Genomic DNA, 26,362 nt, shown 5'->3' with positions numbered 1-26,362 from the left:
GAAGGGTTTAAAGTCATGATCTTTAAAAGTGGTCCGTCGCGTTTGCTGTTTACTCTTCTCATAATCGTAGCGCTCTCTATCGTTGCGCTCGATCTTACCTCCAATAAATTTCGTGAAGGCAAAGCCTATCTAAACCTTGTTGCTACCCCCTTGCAGTGGTTGGTGGATTTGCCAGTCAAAATGGCAGGTGGCGTTTCAGATGTGGTGGTCAGTCGAGCCACACTGATTGCAGAGAATGATGAGTTGCGAACAGAAGCCATTCTGCTAGAACAAAAAGTGCTACAAAACGCGACTCTTGCCAGTGAAAATCGCCGTTTAAGAACTTTGCTGAATGCTCGCCAAAAGGTGGAGGAAGAGGTTCAGATGGCAGAGTTGATAGGCGTTAGCTCTGACCCTTTTCAGCATGAAATATTGATTAACCGCGGTGAACAGGATGGAGTTGTTATTGGGCAACCTGCACTGGACTCCGGCGGTATCATGGGTCTTGTCGTTGATCTTGCGCCCGTCACCAGTCGAGTCATGTTGGTGACTGACTCTAGATCCTCTGTGCCTGTTCAACTCTTACGTACGGGTTTCCGTACCCTTGCGCTCGGTAGTGGATCCACTACTGAGCTCAAACTGGACCACATCCCCAATACTGAAGATATTCGTATTGGTGACCTACTTGTTACCTCTGGGTTGGGCGGCGTCTTTCCAATGGGTTACCCCGTCGCTGAGATAACCGAATTTAGACAGGAGCCTGGTCGCTCCTTTGCAGTGGTCAGAGCAAGGCCAACGGCAACGCTTGATAAGAGCCGCTATCTGCTTTTGGTTCAGCAGGTGAATGGATTAAAGAGGTTGGAGAGTGAGTGATCAAGCCTCTGGTGGTGGCTTTTTTGTCACACTGGCTACTTTTCTGCTAGCAATAACGCTGAGTCAATTTCCTTTGGACAGCTCTCTGCAGTGGTTCCGGCCAGACTTCGTTCTGTTGGTTCTTTTCTTTTGGCTTATTTGGGCCCCCAATCGTGTTGGCTTAGTCTATGCGTTTTTTATTGGGCTATTACTGGATTTAATGCGAGGCTCAGTGCTCGGTTTAGGTGCTCTATCTCTGACTCTGATTGCCTTCATTACACAGTTACTGCACAGTCGGTTAAGAGTGTTTCCAATGCTTCAGCAGTCCTTTGTGTTGCTGCTGTTGGTGGGGCTGAATCAATTGATCTACTATTGGATGCAAGGTCTGGTTGGAAATTCTGCTGATACACTGCTGTTTCTTTTGCCGGCTTTGACCAGTGCGCTTCTCTGGCCATTCGTGTTTATGACTTTGCGTCGCTTGGCACGATCCTTGGATTTGAACTAATGAACGTGGTTTTGGCCTCTCAGTCACCTAGACGACTGGAGTTATTAAAACAGATAGGGATCTCTCCAGAAGTGCATCCGGCTCATATCGATGAGACACCGTTGAGCGAGGAAACACCTGAGGATTATGTAAACCGCCTGGCACGTAATAAAGCCGAAGCCGTTGCACAACACTACCCAGGGGCTCTGGTAATAGGGTCCGATACCAGTGTAGTGATCGATAATCAGATATTAGGGAAGCCTGAAAGTCCTGATCACTTCTTTACTATGTTTAAACGCCTGTCGGGTGCCCAACATCAGGTTATGACCGCAGTGGCTATTTCTGATGGTCAACAGACTCGCAGCGAAGTGGTGATTACTCAGGTCAGCTTCTATCCTGTAAATAAGAGAGAGATGGAGCGCTATTGGCTCAGCGGAGAACCTCAGGATAAAGCGGGTGGCTATGGCATTCAGGGCATGGGTGCACTGTTTGTCAAAGAGATTAAGGGAAGTTACAGCGCAGTCGTGGGTTTGCCGATCGCTGAAACTGGAAAGATTTTAGAAAAATTTGGATTCTCAGCGTGGACCCAAGGGTCTGTTGAGTAAGGAGTAAGGTTTTGGGTGAAGAGATACTGATTAACTTCACACCGATGGAGACTCGAGTCGCAGTCATTGAAAATGGCATGCCGCAAGAGATCTATGTTGAGCGTGCAAAACGTCGCGGGATTTTAGGCAATATCTATTTAGGACGAGTGGTACGAGTACTTCCAGGCATGCAGGCTGCATTTGTCGATGTGGGACTTGAGCGAGCTGCTTTCATACACGTTGATGAAGTCGTTGATCAATCTCTGACACCGGATGAGCGTGCTGCTCTCTCCATTGCTCAGGTGTTGCGTGAAGGCGAATCGTTGCTAGTACAAGTCACTAAAGACCCTATTGGCAGTAAAGGGGCCCGATTGACGACTCATATATCTCTGCCATCACGCTATCTGGTCTTAATGCCCGATGCCTCTCATATTGGGGTCTCTCAACGAATTGAGGATGAAGAGGAACGAGATCGCTTAAAGCAGATTCTCAGATCTGAGTTGATCCACCCTGACGATGATACAGCTGAGCCTGAGTATGGTTACATTCTGAGAACTGTGGCTGAAGGCGTGACAGAATTGGAATTAAAAGCCGATATCAGTTTCTTACATCGCTTGTGGGAGAGTATTCAGAACCGAGTCAAAGGGGCGAAAGCGCCGGCAACCGTCTATGAGGACCTGCCGCTAAATATGCGAGCACTCAGAGACATGACTCACTCTGAGATTGAACGTATCAGAATTGATTCTAAAGAGACCTTTCAGCGTGCACAAAGTTTCGCTCGAACACTAGTCCCTGAAATTGAATCAAAGCTGGAATACTACCCAGGCGAACGTCCCATTTTTGACCTCTTTAACGTTGAAGAGGAGATGGAGAAGGCACTGGGTCGCAAAGTTGAGCTTAAGTCGGGCGGCTACCTGATCTTTGACCAAACCGAAGCGATGACTACGATTGATATCAATACCGGTGCTTTTGTCGGCCATCGCAATTTGGAAGAGACGATATTTAAAACCAATTTGGAGGCTGCGACGGCGATTGGTCGCCAACTGAGGCTTCGTAATTTGGGTGGCATTATTATTATCGATTTTATCGATATGGAAGACCCAGAACACCAACGGCAAGTTTTACGCACTCTGCAGCGACAGCTAGATAAAGATCACGCTAAATGCAAAGTGACCGGCGTATCCGAGTTGGGGCTGGTTGAGATGACGCGTAAGCGTACTCGAGAGAGTTTAGAACAGGTTCTGTGTGAAACCTGTGAGACCTGTTCAGGTCGAGGCATGATTCGTACGCCTGAGACGGTGTGCTATCAAATCTTTCGAGAGATCTTGCGTCAACATAGGGCCTACGATACCGACTCCTATTTGGTCATTGCGGCTAAAGCCGTGGTTGATTATTTGCTGGATGATGCATCAGACCATGTCGCTGAACTGGAGTCGTTTATTGGGAAAACGATTCGATTCCAGAGTGACACTCACTACAACCCAGAACACTTTGATGTGGTTCTGAGGTAGCGGGGAATTCATGGTTCGGCATACGCTTTGGGTCAGTTGGTGGGTTTTGATGGTAGCAGCACTGTTAGCCATCTTGCTAACGGCTGTGCGCTTAGCCTTCCCTTTGCTGGGCGATTACCGAACCGATATTGCGGCTCAGCTTAGTCAATATCTTGGCGTTGAAGTCTCGATAGGTGAGCTTGAGACTGGCTGGCGCGGCCCCTATCCAACTTTTGAGTTTAAAGAGATCCATTCGGATATCGACTACCTCAAACCAAAGCAGATCGAGTTTCACCTCCAAAACATCTCGTTTGAATTGGATCCATGGCGTTCATTGATTGATGCTGCACCTATTTTTCAACGGGTCACGGCAAAGGGGTTGAACGTAAAATGGCGTCAGTCTGAAGGGCGGTGGTTAGCTGACTCGAATCAATCAAAGACGGATAATCGCGCAATCGATACGTTGATTGCTATTCTATTTGAACAGCCTTCCATCGAATTTTCTGAATCACAACTTCATCTGATTCCAGAATCAGGTCGCTCTCGTTTCATCAATCTGGACAATATGTCTCTTGAAAGCAGTGAAACAGAGCATCAATTGAGCGGTAGTTTTTGGATGCCAGTGTTGGGTCAAGATAGTCGCATGCGTTTTGCGATTCAGCACCAAGGTCAATCCACAAACGGTCAGCTACTATTACCTTTCTATGTTGAACTCGATAACATTGGCTCAGAGTTGGCCGATCTTGCAGGGGTCGAACAGCGCTTCTCTATTAGTGCGAATGCGCGGCTATGGGGGCAGTTGCGTGGCGCCAGTCTGGATTATCTTGTCGGTAATTTATCAGCCAATAGCTTGCAACTTGTACTGCCCGATGAGCTTGGTGAGCTGGCACTAGAGCAGCTTTCAACAAATTTCTCTGTTCAGTCGGTTGATCGTGATTATCAGCTGCAACTTCAAGACTTTTCAACCCTCTATCAAGGCAGTGAATTCTCACTGCCACCGACTGCGATCGATTTAAGTACTGGCGTCAATGGTTGGATGGCTAATCGAATTCAACTGGCTGAGCTTAATCTATCAGACCTGTCGGCTCTTGCGCTTAACCAGCCTTTGGGTGATCAAAGCAGAGAGGTGATTAAATCGCTCTCTCCCGGTGGTTTAGTCAAAGGGTTAACCGTTGATCTTAGCCAGGGATTTGAAAACCTCTCTGTGGTCGGTGAGTTGTCAGATGTGTCGGTCAAATCCTGGAAAGGTTCACCTGCTGCATCACAGTTGAATGGTTCGTTTTATGTTTCAAGTGACCGCGGCTGGGTAGATATTGACAGTCAGCAGCTTGTCATGGAATTCCCAACGGTCTACGACTGGGCATTGCCGTTTAATTTTGCGCAAGGACGTGTTAACTGGCAGCTCCACAGTGATTATGTGGCCGTTGGATCTGATCTATTAGAGCTGGGGTTGAATAACATCCGAACACGAGGCCAGTTCTCGATTGATCTACCCTATGATAAAGAGCAACAAGCGCTACTTAATCTATCGATGGGGCTTAAGGGCGCAATAGCCCGAGAGGCTCTACTGCTAACTCCGCCTAAGGTTGTCGGTGAAGGGCTTTATAGCTGGTTAAACAGAGCGCTGATTCAAGGTGATGTCAAAGAGGCCGGTTTAGTTCTGGTGACTCCGACTAGGCTTGTGGCTGATAGACCTAAGCCATTGAGCGAGCTCTACGTAGCGGTAGAGAATACAACACTAGATTATCAATCACCCTGGCCCGTGTTGAACCGGGCCGAAGCCATCATTCATGCTCGAGATGGGGCAGCTCGTGTTCAGTTAGAGCAGGGCAGTGCTGCAGGTACTGAGATCGGTTTTGCAGATCTTTGGATGGAGAGTGGCTCTGGGGAACTCAAGACCTTGTTAGCGATTGAGGGTTCTGCTTTTGATTTGAACAGCCTATTTCACAGTGAGGCGTTGGCCAACAGTGTTGGCAATAAGCTAGGAGATTGGCAGATCTCTGGTAGTCATAAATCATTAGTGGATTTACAAGTTCCTCTCAAAGGAGGTTCCCCTAAACTGCAGGTTCAATCTGAGCTGAATCGTGGTGTTTTCATCTCCGAAACCCAACGGGTTGCCGTAACGGATATAGACGGTACTATTGATTTTGATTTAGAGAGCGGACTGTCGGCTGAGGGTTTGAAAGCAAGCTTCTTAGGTCGAACTTTTGATGTGGATATCTCAAGTGATTTAACCGCTACTGATATTCAGATTGCTGGTCGAATTGATTCTCAAAGTTTGATGCAATGGGCTGGTATTCCTTTGTCAGGTGTCATCTCGGGTGAAATTCCACTCAACTCGACATTAAAGCTCTGTACTAAACAGTGTCAATCGACTCTAAAAGTGGAGTCTCAATTAACCGGTACCCGAGTAGATGCTCCAGACTATTTGGCACATCAATCTTCCGATATTAGCCGTTTGAGCCTTTTGATGACCTTGCAGTCATCACCAACATTACAGCTTAATTATGCGGATCGTTTAAAGGCTCACCTAAATTTAGATTCACCCTTAACCGGTAATATTCGTCTGGGTGGCAATCAGGCGAGCTATAAAATATCTGATCGCCTTCACATTGATGGATCCCTTCCTTCAATTGAAGTTGAGGAGCTACTTGGCTTTATTGATGCTCTATCAGGGCCTCAATCTGGAACTAAAGAAAGGCTTTCCGTTACGACAGCCATCGAGATCGGACAGCTGAATATTGGATCTCTAAAATTTGAGTCAATCCTTGCTGAAGCTAGTAATTCTAATGATTTGTGGTCTATTGCACTGGATGGTCGTGATATTCAGGGTGTTATAGATTACAAGCTTGCAGATTCCAGCTTGGACTTAAATCTTCGCCACCTTCACCTGCGCACACCAGAGAGCGATCCATCGATAATAGAACCAGAAGTTCCATTGCCTGATCCGACACCCATCGAGGTGATTAGCAAAGTACCTTCAACCAACCTTCTGATTGAAAATCTTGTGTGGAATGATGATCAATGGGGTCGTTGGACAACCCATCTACTTCCATCTGGCAACAGTCTCTTGATCGATCAATTGGAGGCCGATGTCGCAGGTATCAGCTTAACTGGACAGGGTATCTGGTCAGTCGGTAAGGGCGAGCAGAGTCGCATTGCCCTGAGCGCAAAAGGGAGTAACCTTGCAGACTATCTTGAGTCGATGGGTGATCCAAGGGCGATAGAGACGAAAAGTCTCGCCGCTGAGTTTGCACTGAGCTGGCCTGGTGCACCTTGGTCATTCAGTCGTTATCGCCTAGGAGGTGATCTGCAATTTGACCTTCGTGATGGACAGATTACTGAAGCTAAAGGTAACTCAGCACTTCTTCGATTGTTTGGAATACTCGATTTTAACAATCTATTTAAACGACTCCGCCTCGATTTTAGTGACCTTTATAAATCCGGTATCACCTTTGATAAGCTGGTCGGTAAGTACCATTTAGAGGATGGGGTTGCAAAGACTCAAGAGCCACTCATTATGAGAGGCGCTTCGGCCGATTTGACTGCAGAAGGCTCTTTAAATCTTATCAATAGAACAGTGGATAAACGGGTCGATGTGATTTTGCCACTGACAGGTAATTCACCACTGGCCGCAGTCCTACTTGGGGCCCCTCAGGTGGCAGGAGCCCTGTTTCTTATCGACAAGTTGATTGGTGATAAGATCAATGAAGCGACTAAACTGAGCTATTCAATGACAGGCCCTTGGCGAGAACCTGTGCTTGAAATCATTAATAAGAAATAACGTTAAGAATCGTCATCTAAGTCACGAAGGTACTGAAATATCTTTCTGAAGTTGGCCGGTGGCTTGTTCTCTTTGCGCTCTTTTTGAGCATTTCGAATCAAAGCTCGTAGATGCTGCATATCACAGTGTTCAAACTTCTCCATCACTTCAGAAAGCGCTGACTTGTCTCCGGCTATCAATCGTTCACGCAACTGCTCAAGTGCATGAAATTTTTGGTTATGAGCAGCGCTAGCTGAGTCGAATTGGTCAATGGCGACACGAATCGCATCGGCATCCTCTGTACGCATCAATTTGCCGATGTACTGAAGTTGACGTTTTTTCGCACCATGAGAGGTGATTCTTGTCATCTCTGCACAGGCCTCTGCTAGGCGTTCAGACATGGGGACTTTCGCTTGTTGATCAAGTCGTAACTCAGTGATGCGACCACCCAGTTTTTGAAGCTCTTCAGCTTCTCGTTTAACCTGGCTGCGGCTGACGAGTTCGATCTCTTGATCACTCTCTTTTGAAAAATCTTTACTGCTCATAATTAACCGTAGAAAAAGGTGGCTAGTCCGAGGAAGGCAAAAAAACCTACCACGTCTGTAATGGTGGTGAGTAATACACCCCCGGCTAGTGCTGGATCGATTCCCGCTTGCTTAAGGGTCAGTGGCAGAAGGCTGCCTGCCATAGCGCCCGCGACTAGATTGATCACGATGGCCATTGCGATCACTATACCGATGGTCATATCTTGGAACCAGAGGACAGCAATGGCGGCCACTACAACAGCCCAGAGTGACCCGTTGATGATGCTAACGATTAACTCACGGTTAAACAGCCAGCCAATATTGTGTCTTTCAATGTGTCCAAGTGCTTGGCCACGAATGACAAGAGTGAGGGTTTGACTGCCGGCGATACCACCCATTGAGGCGACGATTGGCATCAGTACTGCCAAGGCTACAACCTGATCGATGGTGGCTTCGAATAGGCCAATGACGGCCGAGGCCAAAAAAGCAGTAATAAGGTTAATTCCCAGCCAGACTGCACGACGGCGACTGGTTTTTAGTACCGGAGCAAAGGTGTCTTCATCCTCGTCCAGACCGGCCATGCTCATCAGTGAGTGATCGGCGTCTTCTCGAATGACGTCGACTACGTCATCGATGGTGATACGACCTAGAAGCTGTCGATCCTCATTGATAACAGGGGCCGAGATCAAGTCGCGCTGTTCGAAGATTCGAGCTACCTCTCGTTCAGGAAGATCGGCAGGGATTGCATGGTCATTCTCGGTCTTCATGATTTCACGAACCAGCATCTGTGGGTCTGAAATAAGAAGTCGAGTAATAGGAAGTACACCGATTAGTGCGTTGCGTTTGCGACTCACCACGAAAATACTGTCGGTACTGTCAGGTATCTCACTGTGTCGACGTAGATAACGAAGCGCCGTCTCAACCGTGATATCAGGTCGAATGGTTACCGTATCGGTATTCATCAGACCGCCGGCCGTATCATCGGGGTAGGAGAGTACCGCTTCAACCCGTTGGCGATTCTGCAAATCCATGTTTTGCAGCATCTCTTGCATGACCGTGTTAGGAAGTTGCTGAAGAATATCGGCTAAGTCATCGACATCGAGTGACTCTGTCATCGCCAAAATTTCTGCCGCGTCTAAATCGCTGACAATTTCAGCCTGAATATCTTCACCGAGGTGTTGTAGAACCTCACCCTCTATCTCTGGGTTGAGCAGGTTCCATACAATGCGACGTTCGCGAGGAGGGGTTTTCTCTAGAAGGTGAGCAACTTCCACAGGCCGCATGCCCTTGTTGAGCATGTAGCGAATCTGTTTGAGATTATCTGATTGAAGGGCTTCGCTTAACGTATCTAGAGCGATCGGTGCTTCGTCCGTACTCATGCAGCCCTCCTTTACGAGTAGGTTAGTCTCTACTCATCTTCGTCAAAACGGTTATTTATGATCTCAATCACGGCATCCATCGCGGCGGATTCATCAGCGCCATCCGTTTGTATGATTAGATCTGTTCCTTGGGATGCAGCCAACATCATAATGGCCATAATGCTTTTAGCATCGACTGTTTTGCCATCTTTTGTGATTTTGATGTCACAACCAAACTTACCTGTTACGCCAATAAGTTTAGCCGCTGCACGCGCGTGTAGTCCCAATTTGTTGATTATAGTAACGTTTTTTTCAATCATTGCGAAACTTATTCTGATAATTCTCGATGGCGTACTTGGATGTTATCCATTCTGTCAGCAAAGCGAGATGCAAGGCTCTCCGCAATGTATACAGAGCGATGTTGGCCGCCCGTGCAACCAATGCCAACAGTAACATAGCTTCGATTATTTGTTTTGAAATGGGGAATCCACTTCACAATGAACTGCTCTATGTCATTAATCATTTCATTCACTTCATCGGAAGCGTTGAGAAATTTTTTAACCGGTTCATCTTTCCCAGAGAGAGGGCGCAACTCTACAAACCAGTAGGGGTTAGGAAGCACCCTGACGTCAAAGCTGAAATCAACATCTAATGGAACGCCGTGCTTGAAGCCAAAGGATTCAAACTGCAAAGAGAGCGCTTGCTCTTTACGCTGTGCTACCCTCAATTTAATGGTGTCACGCAGTTCATAGAGTGAAAGCCGAGTGGTATCAACTCTCATGTCTGCAGAACTTGCGATGGGTTCAAGCAGATCTCGTTCTAAGGCTATTGCCTCTTCCAGTCCAATATCTTGGTTGCTCAGCGGGTGTTTTCTTCGAGTGGCGCTGTACCGTTTCAATAGGGTCGCTTCTGATGCGTCAAGATAAGTGATCTCGATGCCTATATCTTCTCTAGCCCTCAAGGATTCCATGATCTCTGGGAAGGCTTTTAGGTCGGTATGCTGGTTGCGGGCATCAATGCTCACAGCAATCAGGGGTGCGGTATTCTGGTCGTTAAGCATCTGCTCGACCAACGCTGGCAATAGCGTCGCTGGTAGGTTGTCTATGCAATAGAACCCAACATCTTCAAGTGCTTGCAAGGCGGTACTCTTCCCTGAACCACTGCGACCCGAGATAACAACGACTCTCATGATTAGACCTTTGATAGCTCAGTTGCTTTATTGAGTAGGGCCTCAGAATTCGTGCAGTCTCTAAGTGAATTAAGGGCTTCGGGCTTGCTGAACAGCTCGGCTAAACCAGCCAGTGTCTTAAGGTGCTCATCATTTCCATCATCGGGCACGATCAGTGCGCAGACAAGATCGACCGGCGCTGAATCGATTGAATCAAAATCGACACCGTCATCAAGTGTGATTAAGCAGGCGGATGCTGTTGAGCAACCTGGGATCCGACAGTGTGGTATACCCACGCCAGAACCTATTCCTGTACTGCCTAACCGTTCACGATTGAGAAGGCCTGTAAAAATTTCATCTTCTGTCACGCCATCAACTGAAGAGGCCAGCTTTTCGCTGGCCACTTGTAGAAGGCGTTTTTTACTGGCGACTGACTCCCGGCAGGCGGTTGTTTCAGTCGTCAGTAGGTCACCTAGTTGCATGTTGTCGTTCGTTTATTTGTGAGATTTCATTTTTTCTTTATGCTTGATGATTTGGCGATCAAGCTTATCCACTAAGCCATCAATCGCTGCATACATGTCATCATGCTCATCAGAAGCTACCACTTGGCCACCGGCTAAGTGAACATCAGCCTCGGCTTTTTTACCCTGCTTTTCGACACTGAGAGTAACTTGTACATTCTGAATGTTGTCGAAGTGACGTTCTAGCTTATCGAACTTGTTACGTACGTATTCACTTAGAGCTTCAGTCAGGTCCACGTGATGACCAGTAATATTTATCTGCATATGACTTCTCCTCGTCTTAGGCGGAGTGAAAAAATGAGGCCGCCCACCTCAATTAAACCAAACGCTTTCTCTCATTTGAAGGTGGAATGTTGAGAACTTCGCGATATTTAGCAATGGTTCGTCTTGCAACATTCACCCCCTCTTTATCTAGTAGTGTAGCAAGCTTACTGTCACTTAGTGGCTTGCGAGGGTCTTCTTCTGAAATTAATTTTTTAATGATTGCTCGAATCGCAGTTGATGATGCACCACTGCCGTCACTGGTAGCCACCTGACTCGAAAAGAAATATTTCAATTCAAAGACACCGCGCGGGGTGTGCATGTATTTTCGAGTTGTAACACGGGAGATGGTGGATTCATGTAGATCAACGGCTTCAGCAATGTCGTGAAGAATAAGAGGCTTCATCGCCTGTTCACCCTGTTCAAGAAAACCGATCTGTCTGGAAACGATCTCCGTTGAGACCTTTAAGAGGGTCTCGTTGCGGCTTTGTAAACTCTTTATGAACCAGCGTGCATCCTGGAGATGGTCTTTTAAAAATTGGTTCTCCGCGGAGTTGTCTGCACGTTTAATCATGCCTGAGTAGACATCATTGATACGTAACTCAGGAACTACGTCGTTATTTAAAGTGAGTGTCCACTCCCCAGCGCGTTTACGCACGATCACGTCCGGTACGATGTAATCAGTATCACCCAGATCTAAAGAGTCTCCTGGTGTTGGGTTAAGTGATTGAATCAACCTAACCACCTCTGACAGTTGCTCCTCTTTGAGCCTCATACGGCGCATCAAAGATTTAAAATCTCGACTGCCCAACAGGTTTAAATAGTCGGTCGCTAGGCGCAGTGACTCTGCGCGCCAAGGTGTCTCTATGGGTAGCTGTCTTAACTGGATTTTCAAACACTCTGCAAGATCACGGGCACCGACACCGGGTGGGTCAAACTGTTGAATGCGGTGAAGTACTGTCTCCACCTCATCCATTTCCACTTCAAAAAAGAGTTCAGGTAGTTCCTCTTGGCAGTTAAGAAGAATGTCCTGCAGATCGGTGATCAGATAGCCACGATCATCGATAGAGTCGATAATCATCTCAGCAATGTATCGATCAACATCGCTGAAATTAACCAGATTCAGTTGCCAGTTAAGGTGGTCTTGGATGGTTTCAACCGCAGCGTCATTATCACCTGGCATCCAATCATCATCACGATTGGAATTTGAAGAGCTTTGGTAAGTATCGTCCCATTGACTGTCGGTTGAAAGCTGTTCAGGGATGTCATCAGTAGACCAGCTATCTTCCGGCTGAGACGATTCGAACGTCTCTTCGATCTCTGAATTAGATTGGGTCTCATCTAAGGTTGATGACTCTTTTTGCTCAATGCTTTGAGAGTTCTCTTCACTCTGATCTTCTTCATCGGCTACCTCCAGTAGTGGGTTACTATCGAGTGCCTCTTGAATCTCTGTCTGTAGCTCTAAGGAGGAGAGTTGCAGCAATTTGATCGCTTGCTGCAATTGTGGGGTCATGGACAGGTTCTGTCCGACTTTGAGCTGTAAAGAGTGCTTCATTAAAATGATAATTACTTAAAAGTGTGAGAGTTACAAGCGAAAATCATTGCCCAGATAAGCCTCTTTAACGGCTTGATTCATCATGATCTGCTCAGGCTCACCCTCTGCAAGAATGTTACCCTCACTAACGATGTAAGCCCGTTCGCAAATGTCGAGAGTCTCTCTGACATTGTGATCGGTTATCAGGACGCCAATACCTCGATCTTTAAGGTGCCTGATGGTCTGTTTGATGTCGCTGACAGAGATGGGGTCTACACCAGCAAAAGGCTCGTCCAGTAGGATGAAGTCAGGGTCGTTTGCTAGGGCTCTTGCAATCTCAACTCGGCGTCTCTCACCCCCAGATAGGACCATCCCTTTGGACTCTTTGATGTGAGTGATATGGAACTCTTCTAGTAGAGATTGAGCTTTCTCGTGTTGTTGATCTTTGGTCAGGTCTTTTCTCTGCTCCAGTATGGCCATCAGGTTATCGTAGACACTCAGCTTTCTGAATACAGAGGCCTCTTGCGGAAGATAGCCTAAGCCGCGTTTTGCGCGCTCATGAATAGGCATTCTAGTGACGTCGTCGCCATTGAGACGAATGTTGCCTCGATCCGCTCTGACCAGACCTACAATCATATAGAAGCAGGTTGTCTTACCCGCACCGTTGGGCCCAAGCAATCCGATAATCTCACCAGGCTCAACAGTGACGGACACATCTTGAATAACAGAGCGTCCTTTGTAGCTTTTGGCTAGGTGAAGGGCTTCGAGTGAACTCATGGTTAATTATCTTTTTTAGGCTGAAGAACCATTTTGACACGCTGGCTTCCGCTCTCACTGCTAAAGGCTTTTACTTTAGAGTTCGCCATGTCGTAATTAATTTTGGCGCCAGTGAACTCGTCACCACCCTGAGTCACTCTGGCGTTCCCCGTAATTAACAGCAGTTGAGAGCTTACTGTGTAATCTAGAGTTGAGCCCGTTGCATAGGTAATCTCTTGGTCCAGTTGAGGGCGTTGTTCGAAGTAGGCTGGAGCACCTTTTGAGATAATCTGATTGATGGTGTCATCATTACCACGTAACAGATCGACGGTTTCACCTTTAAGCACCATTGATCCCTGGGTGATGATGACGTTGCCTGTGTATCGAGTGACTCCTTTGGCCTCATCAATATTAGCTGAGTCTGCCTCTACGTAGATGGGTTCGTCTCGATCGGTTGGCAGCGCTAAAGCTGATCCACTAAGAACAACTGTAAAGGCTAGAAATAGGTTACTGGTCAGTGCTCGAAGCGACATAGGCCCCCCTCACGGTTGAATGAAGATCTAAGGTGTTTAATTCCGTATTCAGTGTCATGCCAACCCCTTTGGTTGAACCCTGGTTGTTCAGAAATTCGACGGCTACATCACTGGTCGCCAGATTCTGTTCTGGAAAGTAGCTCAACTGCTCTGTGAAGAGTGCAGTGTCTTTCTCAGAATCTGGATTATGGTGAAGCTCTACACTGCCTTCAAGGTCTAGTTGACTGTTGTCGTCAGCAAAAAAGCCCAGATCAGCATTGATGGTGTGTTCAGTCGTGCCATCTTGGCGATAGCCTACTGAGAAAGGTGTTGTTAACTTCATCTGTTCTGAGTTAACTAAATGCTCTGCTCGCGGAGTGTGGGTGACAGAGCTTAGATTGCCCGCTTCAGACCAACGAGTAAGAGTGGCGTCTATTACAAAAAAATCAATTCTGTTCGGGTTCTCTTTTAGGAGTACGCCCTCTTCAATATCGCCTTGATTCAATAACAGTGTGAAGATCAAAAAAAGAGCAATCAACGTCGACGCAATGGCTAATCGAATTTTCGCTCTGAGATTAGTGATCACTTAAACCGCTCCAACGCGCCGTCTAAGGTTCCTTGGCAAGCCATAATCAATTCACACAACTCACGTGCAGCTCCGCGACCGCCTGATTGAGTCGTAATATGATCGGCGTTCTCTTTAACGAGCCAGTGACCATTCGGAACGGTGACGCCAAAGCGAACCGCTTTTATGGCCGATAAGTCAGGCAAGTCATCGCCGATGTAGGCCGTGTTTGAAGCGTTAAATCCGGTGTTTTTCCAAAGCTCTTGAAGTGCGGTTAATTTATCTTCTCGGCCTTGCTGTATGTAATTAATACCCAGTGACTCAGCGCGTTGGATGACTTGATTAGATTGTCTACCGGTAATGATGGCGGTTTTTACGCCGGATTCCGTTAACAGCTTTATGCCAAGGCCGTCCAGTATATTGAAGCTCTTAATCTCACTGCCATCGGCTAGGAAGCTAAGATTGCCCTCGGTCAGTATGCCATCAACATCCATCACCAGTAGTTTAATGGGTTTGATTAGTGCTATCTGTTCTTCTGTTGGATTGGGACGCATTAGATGACCCCTGCTTTTAACATATCATGCATGTTCAATGCCCCAGCAACTCTCCCTGTCTCATCTAAAGCAATGAGTGCATTAATTTTTTTATCTTGCATGATCTGTAAAGCTTCGGCGGCTAACATCTCAGGCGTCACCGTTGTGAAACTCTTTGTCATGACAGAGTCGATTGAGGCTTGATTCAGATTAACGCCCTGGTCAATGGCACGGCGGAGGTCCCCGTCGGTAAAAATGCCAAGAGGTTGGAGTTCTTCATCCACAACGGTTGTCATTCCCAGGCGTTTTTGGGTGATCTCCAAAAGCGCTTCTTGAATGGGAGTGCCTGGTGCAACTGAGGGAACTTCGTCTCCAGAGTGCATTAAATCACTCACTTTCAACAGCAGTCGACGACCCAGCGCACCGCCGGGGTGTGAAAAGGCAAAATCTTCTGCACTAAATCCTCTCGCCTCTAAAAGAGCCGTTGCGATCGCATCGCCAAGCACCAGTTGTGCGGTTGTACTGGAGGTGGGGGCAAGATTAAGTGGGCAAGCTTCGCGTTCGATAGGGGTCACAAGGCTGATATCAGCACTGGTTGCCAACGCTGAATGGGGTTTAGAGGTGATTGAAATGAGCGTAATCCCTTTGCGTTTAAGCAGAGGTAAAATAGTAACGACTTCGTTGGATTCACCTGAGTTGGATAGGGCAATGACAACATCTTCTTTCGTGAACATGCCCAGATCGCCATGACTCGCCTCGCCTGGGTGCACAAAAAACGCGGGTGTTCCGGTGCTTGCTAGAGTTGCTGCTATTTTGGTGCCAATGTGCCCTGATTTGCCCATGCCAGTCACGATGACACGTCCTTTGCAGTTCAAAAGAGAGTGACAAGCTTGGTTGAACGCCTCTCCAAGAGAGTCATTTAGGGCTTGTATAGCCTCTTGCTCAATCGAGATGGTCTGTTTGCCTGCGCTCACGTAATCGAATCGAGTGGTATTGGAGTCGGACAAGGGTCGAGATCCTTAAGTTCGCGTTAATACTGTTTAATTTACAGTATATTACTGTTTTTATAAGTGACTGTCCGGTAAAGAGTCTCGATATTTTTCTCTTAATCTAAAGGTCTGCTTGATAAGCTATGTTTTTAGACTAGAATTCTACCAATATTTTCTATTTATTCATCGATAGGCACTGATGGCTCAATTAAATGACACACATATCGAAGTGAGTAATCTCAGCTTTTGGCGTGGTGAACGAAAGATCTTTGATGATCTATCGTTAACCATTCCTCGCGGCAAGATCACAGCGATCATGGGGCCCTCAGGAACGGGAAAAACGACCCTTCTTAAATTGATTGGGGGACAGCTTAGGCCTGATCAGGGCTCAATTAAAGTCGACGGTGACAATGTTCACTCACTTTCACGTCGCCGTCTCTTCGAGTTACGGGCAAAAATGGGGATGCTGTTTCAAAGCGGTGCTCTATTTACGGATATGACAGTAGCTGAAAATGTCGCCTTTCCTTTGAGAGTTCATACAGATTTGCCTGAAAGCGTTATTCGAGATCTGGTTTTGATGAAGTTGAACGCTGTCGGCTTGCGAGGTGCCGGTGAACTAAAGCCAGCTGAGTTATCAGGCGGTATGGCAAGGCGAGCCGCATTGGCTAGGGCAATAGCCCTTGATCCGGATTTCTTGATGTATGACGAGCCCTTTGCAGGACAGGACCCTATTGCCATGGGCGTTCTAATTAATTTGATTTCTCGTTTGAACAGGGCGCTTGGTCATACATCCGTCATAGTTTCGCACGATATCCAAGAGACCTTGAGCATTGCAGACTACGTCTATCTTATCTCTGATGGTAAGGTGCTGGCTCAAGGTGCACCTGATCAACTCAATGGTTCTCAAGATCCGCGCGTTGAACAGTTCATGAAAGGTCGACCAGATGGCCCCGTTCCTTTCCATTACCCGGCGCCCTCTTTTGAAGGTCAGTTGTTTGGTGGCTCACAATGATTCAGTTCCTGCAACAATTGGGTGCTAAAACCCTTAATCGCGTGGCTGCAGTGGGTCGTGCAGGGCAGCTATTGAGTCAATCTCTGATTGCCAAGCCGGCTCCTATGATGATGTTGCCGCTGTTGGTTCGCCAGCTCTATTTTATTGGTGTGCTATCGCTGGTTATTATCATCGTTTCGGGTCTATTTATCGGAATGGTACTCGGTTTGCAGGGCTACACTATTCTGGTTGATTATGGTTCAGAACAGGCTGTTGGTCAGATGGTGGCGCTGTCACTGGTTCGTGAGTTGGCCCCTGTGGTTACAGCACTGCTATTTGCTGGACGAGCAGGTTCCGCAGTCACAGCTGAAATTGGTTTGATGAAGGCGACCGAGCAGTTAGCCAGTTACGAGATGATCGGTGTCGATCCTATGCGACGCATTATTGCTCCGCGTCTTTGGGCAGGATTTATCAGTATGCCATTACTGTCTATGATCTTTGCAATCGTGGGTATCTGGGGTGGATCTTTAGTCGCTGTTGACTGGCTAGGTATTTTTTCTGGGAGTTTCTGGGCCAATATGCAGGCTTCAGTCAGCTTCTCTGAAGATGTTTTAAATGGTGTAATCAAATCGTTGGTATTTGGTTTTGTAGTGATCTGGATAGCTGTTTTTCAGGGTAATGATTGTGTGCCAACGTCAGAAGGCATTTCGCAGGCGACCACCCGAACAGTTGTCTACTCTTCGCTGGCTATATTAGGGTTGGACTTTCTTCTAACCGCAATGATGTTTGGAGATTTTTAATGCGTATTCGTGCCCTCGAAATCAGTGTTGGCGCACTTATCCTCGCCGGTATGTTGGCTCTTGTCGCTCTGGCAATTAATGTCAGCGGTTTAAACCTCTCTCAGAAGGGGGGTGGCTACACCGTCTATGCTCGCTTTGACAATATTGGTGGTCTAACTGAGCGTGCAAAAGTCTCCATGAGTGGTGTTCAAATTGGTCAGGTTTCAGCTATTCGCATTGATCCTAAGCGTCTGATGGCCGAAGTGGAGTTGCAGATCTTTGATGATGTTGACTACCTCAGCATTGATAGCTCAGCGCAAATTCTAACGGCAGGTCTTTTAGGGGAGAAGTACATCGGTATTACCCCTGGATTTGAAGATGATCTGTTGGAACATGGTATGACTATTGAGGATACGCAGTCAGCATTAGTGCTTGAAGAGATTGTAGGTAAGTTTCTGTTTAATAAGGTGAGTGAGTAACATGTTAGGTCGTTTTATTTTTCTGACCGCGCTTTGGTTGGGGGTGTTATCTCCTGCACAGGCTAATTGGGACTCTGCCAGTCAGGTCATGGAGACAGCGACTGCGGATATGCTCGCCTTGGTTAATGATGAGCGCCTTCGACAGCCAGAGAATATTGATGAGTTGATGAGCGAGATCGATAAGCTGGTCGGTGAGTCGGTTGATTTTGAGTACATTGCGAAATCGATCATGGGTAAATATTACCGCCGCGCCAGTGACAGAGAGGTCGCTGATTTTTCGGTCGTTGTGAAAAGCACTCTGCTTAGGACTTATGCCAAAGCAGTCGTTGGTTTCAACTTCAAAGGGTTTGAAATCATTCCTCCAGTTGAGCAGAGCCCAGATCCCGATAAACAGATTGTTAATGTGAATGTCTCTGCGGAAGATGGAACTGTTTACTCGCTTCTTTACTACATGGTTTACAAAGATGACCGTTGGTTATTGGTCAATGTGGTTGTCGATGGAATTAATCTGAGAATCACCTTCCGTAACCAATTTGCTGGCTTGATGGAGCAGCATGGAAAAATTGCTAAAGTGATCGAGCAGTGGTCCGAAGCGATGTCTGATAAAGTGTCAGGTGCCTAATGGATCCGGTGTTTAAGATTCAAGGTGAGTTGACTCGTAACACCTACAACCAAGTTGTTGAACAGGTTTGCTCTGCTATTGCTGAAGGAGCAAGCGCGATCGATCTATCTAATGTAACGAAAGTCGATAGTTGTGCGGTTGCGTTGTGGGTAGAGATCAAACGAAATAACGCCAATATTCAGTGGGCTAATCTTCCAACTCAGATGGAGACCATTGCGGATCTAGTGGGCGTGGATATTCAATAATCTCTTGAGTTCGTTTCTAATGCATTTACAGGGTCTTGATAGATGATATCAAGGCCCTTTTTCGTTATCATACGCGGCTAAATTTAAGGATTATCTGGAGATTACTATGCACGCCGATGAAGTGAAGCAACTGGTTGAGAGTCAGCTTGAGGGTTGTACGGTCCATACGGCGGGCGAAGGCTGTGATTTCCAGGTAACGGTTGTTGGTGAAATGTTCTCCGGAATGAGTCCGGTTAAGAAGCAGCAAGCGGTATACGCTTGTTTGACTGATCAAATTGCATCAGGTGCTATCCATGCTGTTTCCATTAAAACGTTTACTCCAGATCAGTGGGAGTCACAGCAGTAATTAATCTGCTTAGGTAATCAGATGGATAAATTAATCATTGAAGGTGGCGCTCGTTTAGACGGCGAAGTGTGGATCTCTGGTGCAAAGAACTCTGCGCTACCGATTCTTGCTGCAACCTTAGTCGCCAGTGAGCCGGTCACTATATGCAATCTGCCGCATTTGCATGACATCACCACCATGCTTGAGCTGCTGCGTCGTATGGGCGTTGAGCTTACCGTGGGTGAGAAGATGAGTGTTGAGCTTGATCCCACTACGATCACCGAATTCACAGCACCTTATGAGTTGGTGAAAACTATGCGTGCTTCAATTCTCGTATTGGGCCCTCTGTTAGCGCGACATGGTCGTGCACAGGTTTCCCTGCCTGGTGGTTGTGCCATTGGTAGTCGTCCGGTCGATCTTCACCTGCGTGGATTGGAAGCGATGGGGGCTCAGATTGAAGTCATGGATGGCTACATTGATGCTCGTGTTGATGGCCGCTTAAAAGGGGCTACGGTCTTTTTTGATACTGTGACGGTAACCGGTACTGAAAACATCCTATCAGCTGCAGTTTTAGCTGAAGGTGAAACGATCATTGAAAACGCGGCACGTGAACCCGAAGTGGTCGATCTAGCCAACTGCCTTATCGCTATGGGCGCTAAAATTTCAGGTGCTGGTACAGATACGATTCGTGTTCAGGGTGTAGAGACTCTTAAAGGGTGTACTCACTCAGTTATGCCGGATCGCATTGAGACCGGTACTTACCTAGTCGCTGGCGCTATCACTTCTGGTCGAGTGCGTACCCGTAATACTCGCGGTGATATTCTTGAAGCGGTTTTGAAAAAGCTTGAAGAGGCTGGTGCCAAGATTACACAAGGTGATGACTGGATCGAGCTGGATATGGAGGGCCGCCGTCCGAAAGCGGTCAGTGTTACTACAGCTCCATACCCGGCGTTTCCGACCGATATGCAAGCTCAATTTGCAGCGCTTAACAGCATTGCTGATGGTGTGGGTCGCATCAAAGAGACTGTCTTTGAAAACCGCTTTATGCACATTCAAGAGATGATTCGTCTTGGAATGAAAGTAGTTATTGATGGTAATACCGCCACGATTGAAGGGGTCGAAAAACTTAAAGCGGCACCGGTTATGGCGACAGATCTACGAGCATCAGCAAGTCTTGTACTTACAGGGTTAGTTGCAGAAGGCGAGACTCCAGTGGAGCGCATCTACCACATTGACCGTGGATACGAGTGTATCGAAGAGAAGATGCAGTCCTTAGGCGCTAAAATTCGCCGTGTTCCTGCTTAATAATTGGATTAGTGATGAAAGAGCAATTAACCATAGCGTTGTCTAAAGGTCGAATTCTTGAAGAGACCCTACCGCTTTTTGCTGCAGCGGGCATAGAGCCGACTGAAGATATTTTTAAAAGCCGAAAGCTCATCTTTGATACTAATCACGAGAACATCAAGCTAGTGGTGATTCGTGCGACCGATGTTCCAACCTACGTTGAGTACGGTGGTGCTGACATGGGTGTTGCCGGGAAAGATGTTTTAATGGAGCACGGCGGGGCCGGACTCTACGAACCTTTAGATTTAGAGATCTCAACCTGCCAACTACGCGTAGCAGGAATGAAAGATGCTGAAGCGGTTGAAGGTCGCATGCGTGTCGCTACCAAGTTTGTCAACGTGACTCGTGAATACTTTGCCCGTCAAGGACGTCAGGTTGACATTATTAAGTTATACGGCGCGATGGAGTTGGCTCCTATCATGGGTTTGGCCGATCGTATTGTAGACATCGTCGATACCGGTAACACATTACGTGCCAATGGCTTAGAAGCGATGGATCACATAGCGGACATCAGCTCTCGTCTCGTAGTAGGGCAGCCCTCTATGAAGATGAAGTACGATCTGATTCAACCAATTCTTGATCAACTAACACAAGCGGTTATTGATAAACGTGGAAAGTAATATGACTTCTCAAGTTAAACGTCTAAAAAGTTCACAAGCCGATTTCGATCAGCAACTTGATGCGATGTTGGCTTGGGAGAGTGTCTCAGATAAAGCCGTCAATGAGCGTGTTGATGACATCATTGCGCAGGTTCGAGCTAGGGGTGATGAGGCGGTAGTTGAGTTAACCAATCGTTTTGATCGCACGTCTGTATCTGAGATCTCTCAGTTAGAGATGTCAAAAGCTCGTTTGCAGCAGGCACTTGAGGCTATTTCGCCAGAACAGCGTAATGCACTTGAAGTGGCTGCTGATCGTGTGCGTTCATACCACGAACGACAGCTCTCTCACTCTTGGCAGTACGAAGAGGCTGACGGCACGTTGTTAGGCCAGAAAGTAACCCCTATGGATCGCGTAGGTATCTACGTTCCTGGTGGTAAGGCGGCATACCCCTCTTCAGTTTTGATGAACGCAATGCCTGCGAAAGTAGCCGGTGTTGAAGAGATTATCATGGTTGTGCCGACACCGGATGGTGTTATCAATGAGATGGTTTTAGCCGCCGCAGCGATTGCTGGCGTCGATCGTGTCTTTACAATCGGTGGCGCACAAGCCGTTGCTGCTCTCGCTTATGGAACACAGACAGTGCCTCGAGTCGATAAAATAGTTGGTCCAGGTAACATCTATGTTGCTACAGCTAAGCGTGCGGTCTTTGGTGCTGTTGGTATCGATATGATTGCAGGACCTTCGGAAATTCTTGTGATTTGCGATGGCAAAACGGACCCAGATTGGGTTGCGATGGATCTCTTCTCTCAAGCGGAGCATGATGAAGACGCTCAGCCTATTTTGATCGCAACCGATGCCGCTTACATTGATCGTGTTGAACAGAGTATTGCCAAATTACTGCCTACTCTTGAGCGTGAGCAGATTATTTCAGCATCTTTAGCAGATCGTGCTCTATTGATTGAAGTTGCTGATTTGGATGAAGCGGCTGCACTCTCTAATAGAATTGCGCCAGAGCACCTTGAACTCTCTGTTGAAGACCCTGTCGCCTTGACTGAGAAGATTAAGCACGCTGGTGCCATCTTTATGGGTCGCTATACGGCAGAGGCTCTAGGTGATTATTGTGCGGGTCCGAACCACGTTCTGCCTACTTCAGGTACTGCGCGATTCAGTTCACCATTGGGAGTCTACGATTTCCAGAAACGCTCTTCACTGATCATGTTCTCTGCTGAGGGTGCATCAGAGATGGGCAAGGTTGCTTCTGTTCTAGCGCGAGGAGAGGGGCTAACAGCTCACGCTCGCTCTGCTGAGTACCGAATTAAGGACAACACTTAACTTAGTCTCCAAGCTGATGGTTATCGGCTTGGAGGTCTCTCACTGGTTGTCACCTCAAGTACCAACTCTTTGTTGTCCCTAAAGATCTTCATCTCTGTTACATCACCCGGTTTAACGCGAGCAATCTGATTCATTGATGCGACTCCGGAACCTTTAACGGGTTCACCGTTGATCGCTAATAAAACGTCACCCGGTTGTAGGCCTGCCAGCTCCGCAGGACTATTGCGATAGATGCCGGTTAACAACAAACCTTTGATGTCTCGTCTCAGACCAGAGGCCTCCGCCTCATTTGGAAGCATCGGACGAGCTTCCACGCCTACCCAGCCGCGAATGACTCGGCCATAACGGACTAGATTGGATAGAACATCTATGACTTGTTCAGTTGGAATGGCAAAGCCAATGCCCTGTGAGCCACCTGACTTTGAAAAAATGGCAGTATTGATGCCAACCAGATCGCCGGTGGCCGTGATCAGTGCACCACCGGAGTTGCCTGGATTAATAGCAGCATCGGTCTGAATAAAGTCCTCGTAGGTATTCAGCCCTAAACTGTGTCTGTCCATGCCAGAGATAATTCCTTGGGTAACGGTTTGCCCAACACCGAAAGGGTTCCCTATGGCCAGCACAACATCACCGATCGCTACACTGCTGGTTGGAAGCAGTGTTATGCCGGGTAGATTCTCCAGGTTTACTTTTAACAGTGCCAAATCTGATTCTGGATCGGTGCCGACAATGGAAGCCACTGCCTCACGTCCATCAATTAACGAAACGATGATCTGTTCAGCAGCAGCTACAACGTGGTTATTGGTCATGACGAAACCATCTTTGCTGATAATAACGCCAGAACCTAAACTTTGAGGGAGTGAAATCTGGTTGTTCTCATTTGTTTCTAAAGAGCGACCATAGATACTGACAACTGATGGCGCTGCCTTCTTCACGGCTTCAGAGTAGCTTGTAATCAATTGCGGCCCAGCTTGATCTGCGGGTGTGTTGATCAGCTTAATTTCGGTACTGTTAGAACCGCTGAGCTGTGGGAAGAATTGAACGATCAATACTGCCGCTAGAATGCCAGCCAGTGTTGGCCAAACCAAGGTGTTCAGATACTTGCCCATGTTAAATTGCTCTTACCAGCTTGTAATGATTACTGATTATAAGGCGATAGCGGGGTAAGATGTAACTTGAACACTATTTTTCTAAGAGGTATTCGGTGTCTGTCGCGTTGAAAGATCTTGTCAGTTACTGCAACGACTATTTATCCGTTGATCGGTTTAAAGACTACTGCCCCAATGGATTGCAAGTTGAGGGTAAGAGAAATGTCTCGAAAATTGTCAGTGGTGTTACAGCAAGCCAAGCGTTGATTGATGCGGCAATTGAAGCCGGTGCTGATCTTCTGTTGGTTCACCATGGTTACTTTTGGAAAGGGGAGTCCGAGCCATTAACCGGTATCAAAGGCAATCGCATTCGTAACCTGATGAAAAACGATATCAGCCTATTGGCTTATCATCTGCCTCTGGATGCGCATCCTGTAGTGGGAAACAATGCTCAGTTGGCTGAGATCATCGGCATGCAGATAGAAGATGGCATGGATCAGGGTAACCCGTTCAGCGTGGGAAATGTCGGGTCAATATCACAACCGATGAGTGCTCAAGCGTTTTCAGATTTAGTCTCCACAAAGCTGAGCCGTCAGGCTGAATTGGTGCTGGGTGACGATCGTTCTGTGCAACGCATTGCCTGGTGCACCGGATCGGCAGAACGCATGATAGAGCGTGCTGATCAGCTTGGGGCTGACCTTTTCATTAGTGGTGAGATCTCTGAGCCAGTGGTTCATTATGCCAGAGAAGCGGGTATTCACTACCTGTCAGCTGGACATCACGCGACGGAGCGTTACGGTGCAAAAGCGCTGGGAGAGCATTTGTCGAATGCTTTTGGTATCGAACATCAATTTATCGATATCGATAACCCCGCCTGATTTTGACTGGCTAATTAGCAATAAAAAAGAGCGCTTAGGCGCTCTTTTCGTCTCGGTTGTAAACCTTGGCGGGGTCCGCTGGGTTCTCAACAATTTCAGAGTGAAGTCCAAAGCTATCTGACAGTGTGCCAGGTTCATCTTCTCTCTTCGGAGCATAGTCTAGTGGCATTGATAGAGTCGGTGGCTCTGCTTGAGTGCTAGAAGCTGTAGACTTGTCTTCCAGTTGGCTGCCTGCACTGCTTTTTAGACTAGCAACCAGTTTTTCATCACGAACCAGTGTTTCAGCACTTTCGGCTAAATGCTGGTGCACTTTTTGGTATTGGTTGGTTAAGCCGTTCACAAGTTCAGCCGTCTTGCTGAAATGTTGGTTAACTTCATCACGGTAGCGCTCTAAATCAAGCTGAGCCTTCTCAAGATCGTTCGCAAGTTGTACTTCGCGTGAACCGTTACTGCCACTGCGGCCAAACAAGAAACCCAATAAAGTACCGATAATAAGCGCAGCGATTGCAATAACCCAAACAGTATTCTGATCCACGTTAACTCCTTTGTGTGACTCGAACTCTATCCGATAAGAATAAATGAAAGTCGCGCTAAAGCCCATGCTAAACTTGAGGCTTAATTCAATTATTGCTCAGTAATAAGTATTAATGAGGCTAGTTTTGCTGCTGCGCTTTCTGATTATTCTACTCATTCCTGCTTCGGCTCTAGCAGACCTTCGGTTGGTGGTGTTGTCGCCGGACCTTACTGAAAATATTTATGCACTGGGAAAAGGGGGTTGGGTTGTTGGTAGGGTATCTGCCGCGGATTACCCTAAAGAGATTTTAGATGTTCAAGTGATAGGGGACTACCAATCGCTCGATGCCGAAGCGATTGTGAAGTTAGATCCCGATTATGTATTGGCTTGGCAGGAGGGTAACCCCGAACGGCAGTTAACTTACCTTGAATCTCTGGGTCTGAATTTGATCAGGATTAAAGGCGATACTCTCACTGAGATACCTGCTCAGTTAACGGAGTTGGGTAGATTGCTCAATGCAGAGGCAGAGGCGAGTAATTTGATTGCCGAGTTTAATCGCCGCTTGGCCAGCAGCGCCGTCAAGGTAAAAGAGCCTAAGAGAGTTTTTTACCAACTATGGTCAGATCCGATGCTCACGCTTAACGCCCAATCGGTTGTTTCAGAAGCTGTGGATCATTGCGGTGGAGTCAATGTATTCAAAGATCGGCCTGAAATGGCACCGCAAGTCAGTATTGAATCGGTCATCGGTATGAATCCAGAGCTGATTTTAGCATCCGATGGTCTTCCCGATGCTTGGCAAGAGGCTTGGCAGCAGTGGCCATTTCTTGATGCGGTTAGGCACCAGAATCTCTATAAAATCAATTCTGATTATCTGCACCGTTTGACGATGAGAACTTTGGATGGAGTGGATGAGGTCTGTGAAATTTTGAGTCGCTTGGATTAACCACTACTCTGTTGCTTCATCTTTAGGTTTGTCGATCATTCCATCGATAAACGATTTGGTGTTTTCCCAAGCCTTTTTACCCAGATCTTTAGCTTGATCAGCCGTAAATCCTTCAATAAAGGATTTTGACTCTTCTAGTGCTTCTTCACCAAACTCTTTCGCTTTACCCGCCCCGATTTTAGCCGAACAGAGAGTTCTTTCAGCAACGCAACGCGAGATACAACCCGCTTTTTCAGCATCATTGGTAATGAAGCGAAGTTTACAGGATGCTTCGCACACATCTTGATCAAAGGCACAGTCTGCATAACTGGTTGTGCTGAACGTAAGAAACATAAGAAGAGCCAGAAAG

The 26,362-nt window shown here is 47.1% G+C and carries 31 protein-coding genes; 16 read left to right on the top strand and 15 right to left on the bottom strand.

Annotated elements, in window-relative coordinates; all coding sequences use genetic code 11:
- Positions 1 to 15 precede the first annotated feature (15 nt).
- The 5 genes from mreC to XMA152_RS08330 are packed head-to-tail and all read left to right on the top strand — an operon-like array spanning position 16 to position 7,173.
- On the top strand, positions 16 to 852 hold the full coding sequence (gene mreC, locus XMA152_RS08350; protein ID WP_173480504.1) for a rod shape-determining protein MreC: 837 nt from the start codon (positions 16 to 18) through the stop codon (positions 850 to 852).
- Entirely contained in the window at positions 845 to 1,336 is a 492-nt protein-coding gene (gene mreD, locus XMA152_RS08345; protein WP_173483326.1) for a rod shape-determining protein MreD, read from the top strand. Before mreC ends, mreD begins: the two co-directional genes overlap by 8 nt.
- The gene (locus tag XMA152_RS08340; protein WP_173483325.1) at positions 1,336 to 1,920 is read left to right on the top strand and encodes a nucleoside triphosphate pyrophosphatase; all 585 of its coding nucleotides are present in this window, start codon (positions 1,336 to 1,338) and stop codon (positions 1,918 to 1,920) included. Before mreD ends, XMA152_RS08340 begins: the two co-directional genes overlap by 1 nt.
- An 11-nt stretch (positions 1,921 to 1,931) precedes the next feature.
- Positions 1,932 to 3,410 carry a ribonuclease G gene (gene rng / locus XMA152_RS08335; protein WP_173483324.1) on the top strand — a complete coding sequence of 493 codons (1,479 nt, stop codon included), beginning with the start codon at positions 1,932 to 1,934 and terminating at the stop codon, positions 3,408 to 3,410.
- Between the two features lie 49 nt (positions 3,411 to 3,459).
- Positions 3,460 to 7,173 (top strand): YhdP family protein, encoded by a 3,714-nt coding sequence (locus XMA152_RS08330; RefSeq protein WP_173483323.1) that lies wholly within the window; start codon positions 3,460 to 3,462, stop codon positions 7,171 to 7,173.
- 2 nt (positions 7,174 to 7,175) lie between these two features.
- On the opposite strand, the gene yjgA is transcribed toward XMA152_RS08330, so the two are convergent.
- From yjgA to XMA152_RS08270, 12 genes are read right to left on the bottom strand one after another with little or no spacing between them, the layout of a single operon-like run.
- Complete coding sequence (gene yjgA / locus XMA152_RS08325) at positions 7,176 to 7,697, bottom strand: ribosome biogenesis factor YjgA (RefSeq protein ID WP_173483322.1); 522 nt, start codon at positions 7,695 to 7,697, stop codon at positions 7,176 to 7,178.
- Positions 7,698 to 7,699: 2 nt separating this feature from the next.
- Entirely contained in the window at positions 7,700 to 9,055 is a 1,356-nt protein-coding gene (mgtE, locus tag XMA152_RS08320; RefSeq protein WP_173483321.1) for a magnesium transporter, read from the bottom strand.
- 29 nt (positions 9,056 to 9,084) lie between these two features.
- Positions 9,085 to 9,354 carry an HPr family phosphocarrier protein gene (locus XMA152_RS08315; RefSeq protein ID WP_173483320.1) on the bottom strand — a complete coding sequence of 90 codons (270 nt, stop codon included), beginning with the start codon at positions 9,352 to 9,354 and terminating at the stop codon, positions 9,085 to 9,087.
- 8 nt (positions 9,355 to 9,362) lie between these two features.
- The gene (gene rapZ / locus XMA152_RS08310; RefSeq protein ID WP_173480512.1) at positions 9,363 to 10,223 is read right to left on the bottom strand and encodes an RNase adapter RapZ; all 861 of its coding nucleotides are present in this window, start codon (positions 10,221 to 10,223) and stop codon (positions 9,363 to 9,365) included.
- A gap of 2 nt (positions 10,224 to 10,225) precedes the next feature.
- Positions 10,226 to 10,684, bottom strand: coding sequence for a PTS sugar transporter subunit IIA (locus XMA152_RS08305; RefSeq protein ID WP_173480513.1), 459 nt, complete (start codon positions 10,682 to 10,684; stop codon positions 10,226 to 10,228).
- A gap of 12 nt (positions 10,685 to 10,696) precedes the next feature.
- On the bottom strand, positions 10,697 to 10,987 hold the full coding sequence (gene hpf, locus XMA152_RS08300) for a ribosome hibernation-promoting factor, HPF/YfiA family (protein WP_173480514.1): 291 nt from the start codon (positions 10,985 to 10,987) through the stop codon (positions 10,697 to 10,699).
- A gap of 52 nt (positions 10,988 to 11,039) precedes the next feature.
- The gene (locus tag XMA152_RS08295; protein ID WP_173483319.1) at positions 11,040 to 12,539 is read right to left on the bottom strand and encodes an RNA polymerase factor sigma-54; all 1,500 of its coding nucleotides are present in this window, start codon (positions 12,537 to 12,539) and stop codon (positions 11,040 to 11,042) included.
- 30 nt (positions 12,540 to 12,569) lie between these two features.
- Positions 12,570 to 13,295, bottom strand: a complete 726-nt coding sequence (lptB, locus tag XMA152_RS08290; RefSeq protein ID WP_173480516.1) for an LPS export ABC transporter ATP-binding protein — start codon at positions 13,293 to 13,295, stop codon at positions 12,570 to 12,572.
- Between the two features lie 2 nt (positions 13,296 to 13,297).
- Positions 13,298 to 13,807 (bottom strand): lipopolysaccharide transport periplasmic protein LptA, encoded by a 510-nt coding sequence (lptA, locus tag XMA152_RS08285; RefSeq protein ID WP_173483318.1) that lies wholly within the window; start codon positions 13,805 to 13,807, stop codon positions 13,298 to 13,300.
- Entirely contained in the window at positions 13,782 to 14,372 is a 591-nt protein-coding gene (lptC, locus tag XMA152_RS08280; RefSeq protein ID WP_173480518.1) for an LPS export ABC transporter periplasmic protein LptC, read from the bottom strand. The genes lptA and lptC overlap by 26 nt, the downstream gene beginning before the upstream one ends.
- Positions 14,369 to 14,905 (bottom strand): HAD family hydrolase, encoded by a 537-nt coding sequence (locus XMA152_RS08275; protein WP_173483317.1) that lies wholly within the window; start codon positions 14,903 to 14,905, stop codon positions 14,369 to 14,371. Before XMA152_RS08275 ends, lptC begins: the two co-directional genes overlap by 4 nt.
- Positions 14,905 to 15,891: a KpsF/GutQ family sugar-phosphate isomerase gene (locus tag XMA152_RS08270; RefSeq protein WP_173480520.1), complete on the bottom strand. Its 987-nt coding sequence runs from the start codon at positions 15,889 to 15,891 to the stop codon at positions 14,905 to 14,907. Before XMA152_RS08270 ends, XMA152_RS08275 begins: the two co-directional genes overlap by 1 nt.
- Positions 15,892 to 16,072: 181 nt before the next feature.
- Here XMA152_RS08270 and XMA152_RS08265 point away from each other — a divergent pair, with 181 nt between their 5' ends.
- From XMA152_RS08265 to hisD, 9 genes are all read left to right on the top strand, one after another.
- Positions 16,073 to 16,885 carry an ATP-binding cassette domain-containing protein gene (locus XMA152_RS08265; protein ID WP_173483316.1) on the top strand — a complete coding sequence of 271 codons (813 nt, stop codon included), beginning with the start codon at positions 16,073 to 16,075 and terminating at the stop codon, positions 16,883 to 16,885.
- Positions 16,882 to 17,664, top strand: coding sequence for a lipid asymmetry maintenance ABC transporter permease subunit MlaE (gene mlaE, locus XMA152_RS08260; RefSeq protein WP_173483315.1), 783 nt, complete (start codon positions 16,882 to 16,884; stop codon positions 17,662 to 17,664). The genes XMA152_RS08265 and mlaE overlap by 4 nt, the downstream gene beginning before the upstream one ends.
- Positions 17,664 to 18,122 carry an outer membrane lipid asymmetry maintenance protein MlaD gene (mlaD, locus tag XMA152_RS08255; RefSeq protein ID WP_173483314.1) on the top strand — a complete coding sequence of 153 codons (459 nt, stop codon included), beginning with the start codon at positions 17,664 to 17,666 and terminating at the stop codon, positions 18,120 to 18,122. The genes mlaE and mlaD overlap by 1 nt, the downstream gene beginning before the upstream one ends.
- 1 nt (position 18,123) lies before the next feature.
- The gene (locus XMA152_RS08250) at positions 18,124 to 18,744 is read left to right on the top strand and encodes a phospholipid-binding protein MlaC (protein ID WP_173483313.1); all 621 of its coding nucleotides are present in this window, start codon (positions 18,124 to 18,126) and stop codon (positions 18,742 to 18,744) included.
- The gene (locus tag XMA152_RS08245; RefSeq protein WP_173483312.1) at positions 18,744 to 18,989 is read left to right on the top strand and encodes a lipid asymmetry maintenance protein MlaB; all 246 of its coding nucleotides are present in this window, start codon (positions 18,744 to 18,746) and stop codon (positions 18,987 to 18,989) included. The genes XMA152_RS08250 and XMA152_RS08245 overlap by 1 nt, the downstream gene beginning before the upstream one ends.
- A gap of 106 nt (positions 18,990 to 19,095) precedes the next feature.
- The gene (locus XMA152_RS08240; RefSeq protein WP_173480526.1) at positions 19,096 to 19,335 is read left to right on the top strand and encodes a BolA family protein; all 240 of its coding nucleotides are present in this window, start codon (positions 19,096 to 19,098) and stop codon (positions 19,333 to 19,335) included.
- A gap of 21 nt (positions 19,336 to 19,356) precedes the next feature.
- Positions 19,357 to 20,619 carry a UDP-N-acetylglucosamine 1-carboxyvinyltransferase gene (gene murA, locus XMA152_RS08235; protein ID WP_173483311.1) on the top strand — a complete coding sequence of 421 codons (1,263 nt, stop codon included), beginning with the start codon at positions 19,357 to 19,359 and terminating at the stop codon, positions 20,617 to 20,619.
- A 14-nt stretch (positions 20,620 to 20,633) separates the two neighbouring features.
- Entirely contained in the window at positions 20,634 to 21,278 is a 645-nt protein-coding gene (hisG, locus tag XMA152_RS08230; RefSeq protein ID WP_173480528.1) for an ATP phosphoribosyltransferase, read from the top strand.
- A 1-nt stretch (position 21,279) separates the two neighbouring features.
- Positions 21,280 to 22,590 (top strand): histidinol dehydrogenase, encoded by a 1,311-nt coding sequence (gene hisD / locus XMA152_RS08225; RefSeq protein ID WP_173483310.1) that lies wholly within the window; start codon positions 21,280 to 21,282, stop codon positions 22,588 to 22,590.
- Between the two features lie 20 nt (positions 22,591 to 22,610).
- On the opposite strand, the gene XMA152_RS08220 is transcribed toward hisD, so the two are convergent.
- A complete protein-coding gene (locus tag XMA152_RS08220; protein WP_173483309.1) occupies positions 22,611 to 23,699 on the bottom strand; it encodes a S1C family serine protease in 1,089 nt (362 codons plus the stop codon).
- A 95-nt stretch (positions 23,700 to 23,794) separates the two neighbouring features.
- Here XMA152_RS08220 and XMA152_RS08215 point away from each other — a divergent pair, with 95 nt between their 5' ends.
- Positions 23,795 to 24,556, top strand: coding sequence for a Nif3-like dinuclear metal center hexameric protein (locus tag XMA152_RS08215; protein ID WP_173483308.1), 762 nt, complete (start codon positions 23,795 to 23,797; stop codon positions 24,554 to 24,556).
- Positions 24,557 to 24,590: 34 nt separating this feature from the next.
- Here XMA152_RS08215 and XMA152_RS08210 read toward each other — a convergent pair whose 3' ends face one another.
- On the bottom strand, positions 24,591 to 25,091 hold the full coding sequence (locus XMA152_RS08210; RefSeq protein WP_173480532.1) for a ZapG family protein: 501 nt from the start codon (positions 25,089 to 25,091) through the stop codon (positions 24,591 to 24,593).
- Positions 25,092 to 25,215: 124 nt separating this feature from the next.
- Here XMA152_RS08210 and XMA152_RS08205 point away from each other — a divergent pair, with 124 nt between their 5' ends.
- Positions 25,216 to 26,013, top strand: a complete 798-nt coding sequence (locus tag XMA152_RS08205) for a helical backbone metal receptor (protein ID WP_173483307.1) — start codon at positions 25,216 to 25,218, stop codon at positions 26,011 to 26,013.
- A 3-nt stretch (positions 26,014 to 26,016) separates the two neighbouring features.
- Here the strand turns inward: XMA152_RS08205 and XMA152_RS08200 are convergent, their stop codons facing one another.
- Entirely contained in the window at positions 26,017 to 26,346 is a 330-nt protein-coding gene (locus XMA152_RS08200) for a hypothetical protein (protein ID WP_173483306.1), read from the bottom strand.
- Positions 26,347 to 26,362: the final 16 nt, after the last annotated feature.

Origin of the sequence: Marinobacterium sp. xm-a-152 (assembly GCF_013282965.1) — a bacterium.
Taxonomy (GTDB): Bacteria; Pseudomonadota; Gammaproteobacteria; order Pseudomonadales; family Balneatricaceae; genus Marinobacterium_E.
This window is presented reverse-complemented; position numbering and strand designations above follow the sequence as displayed.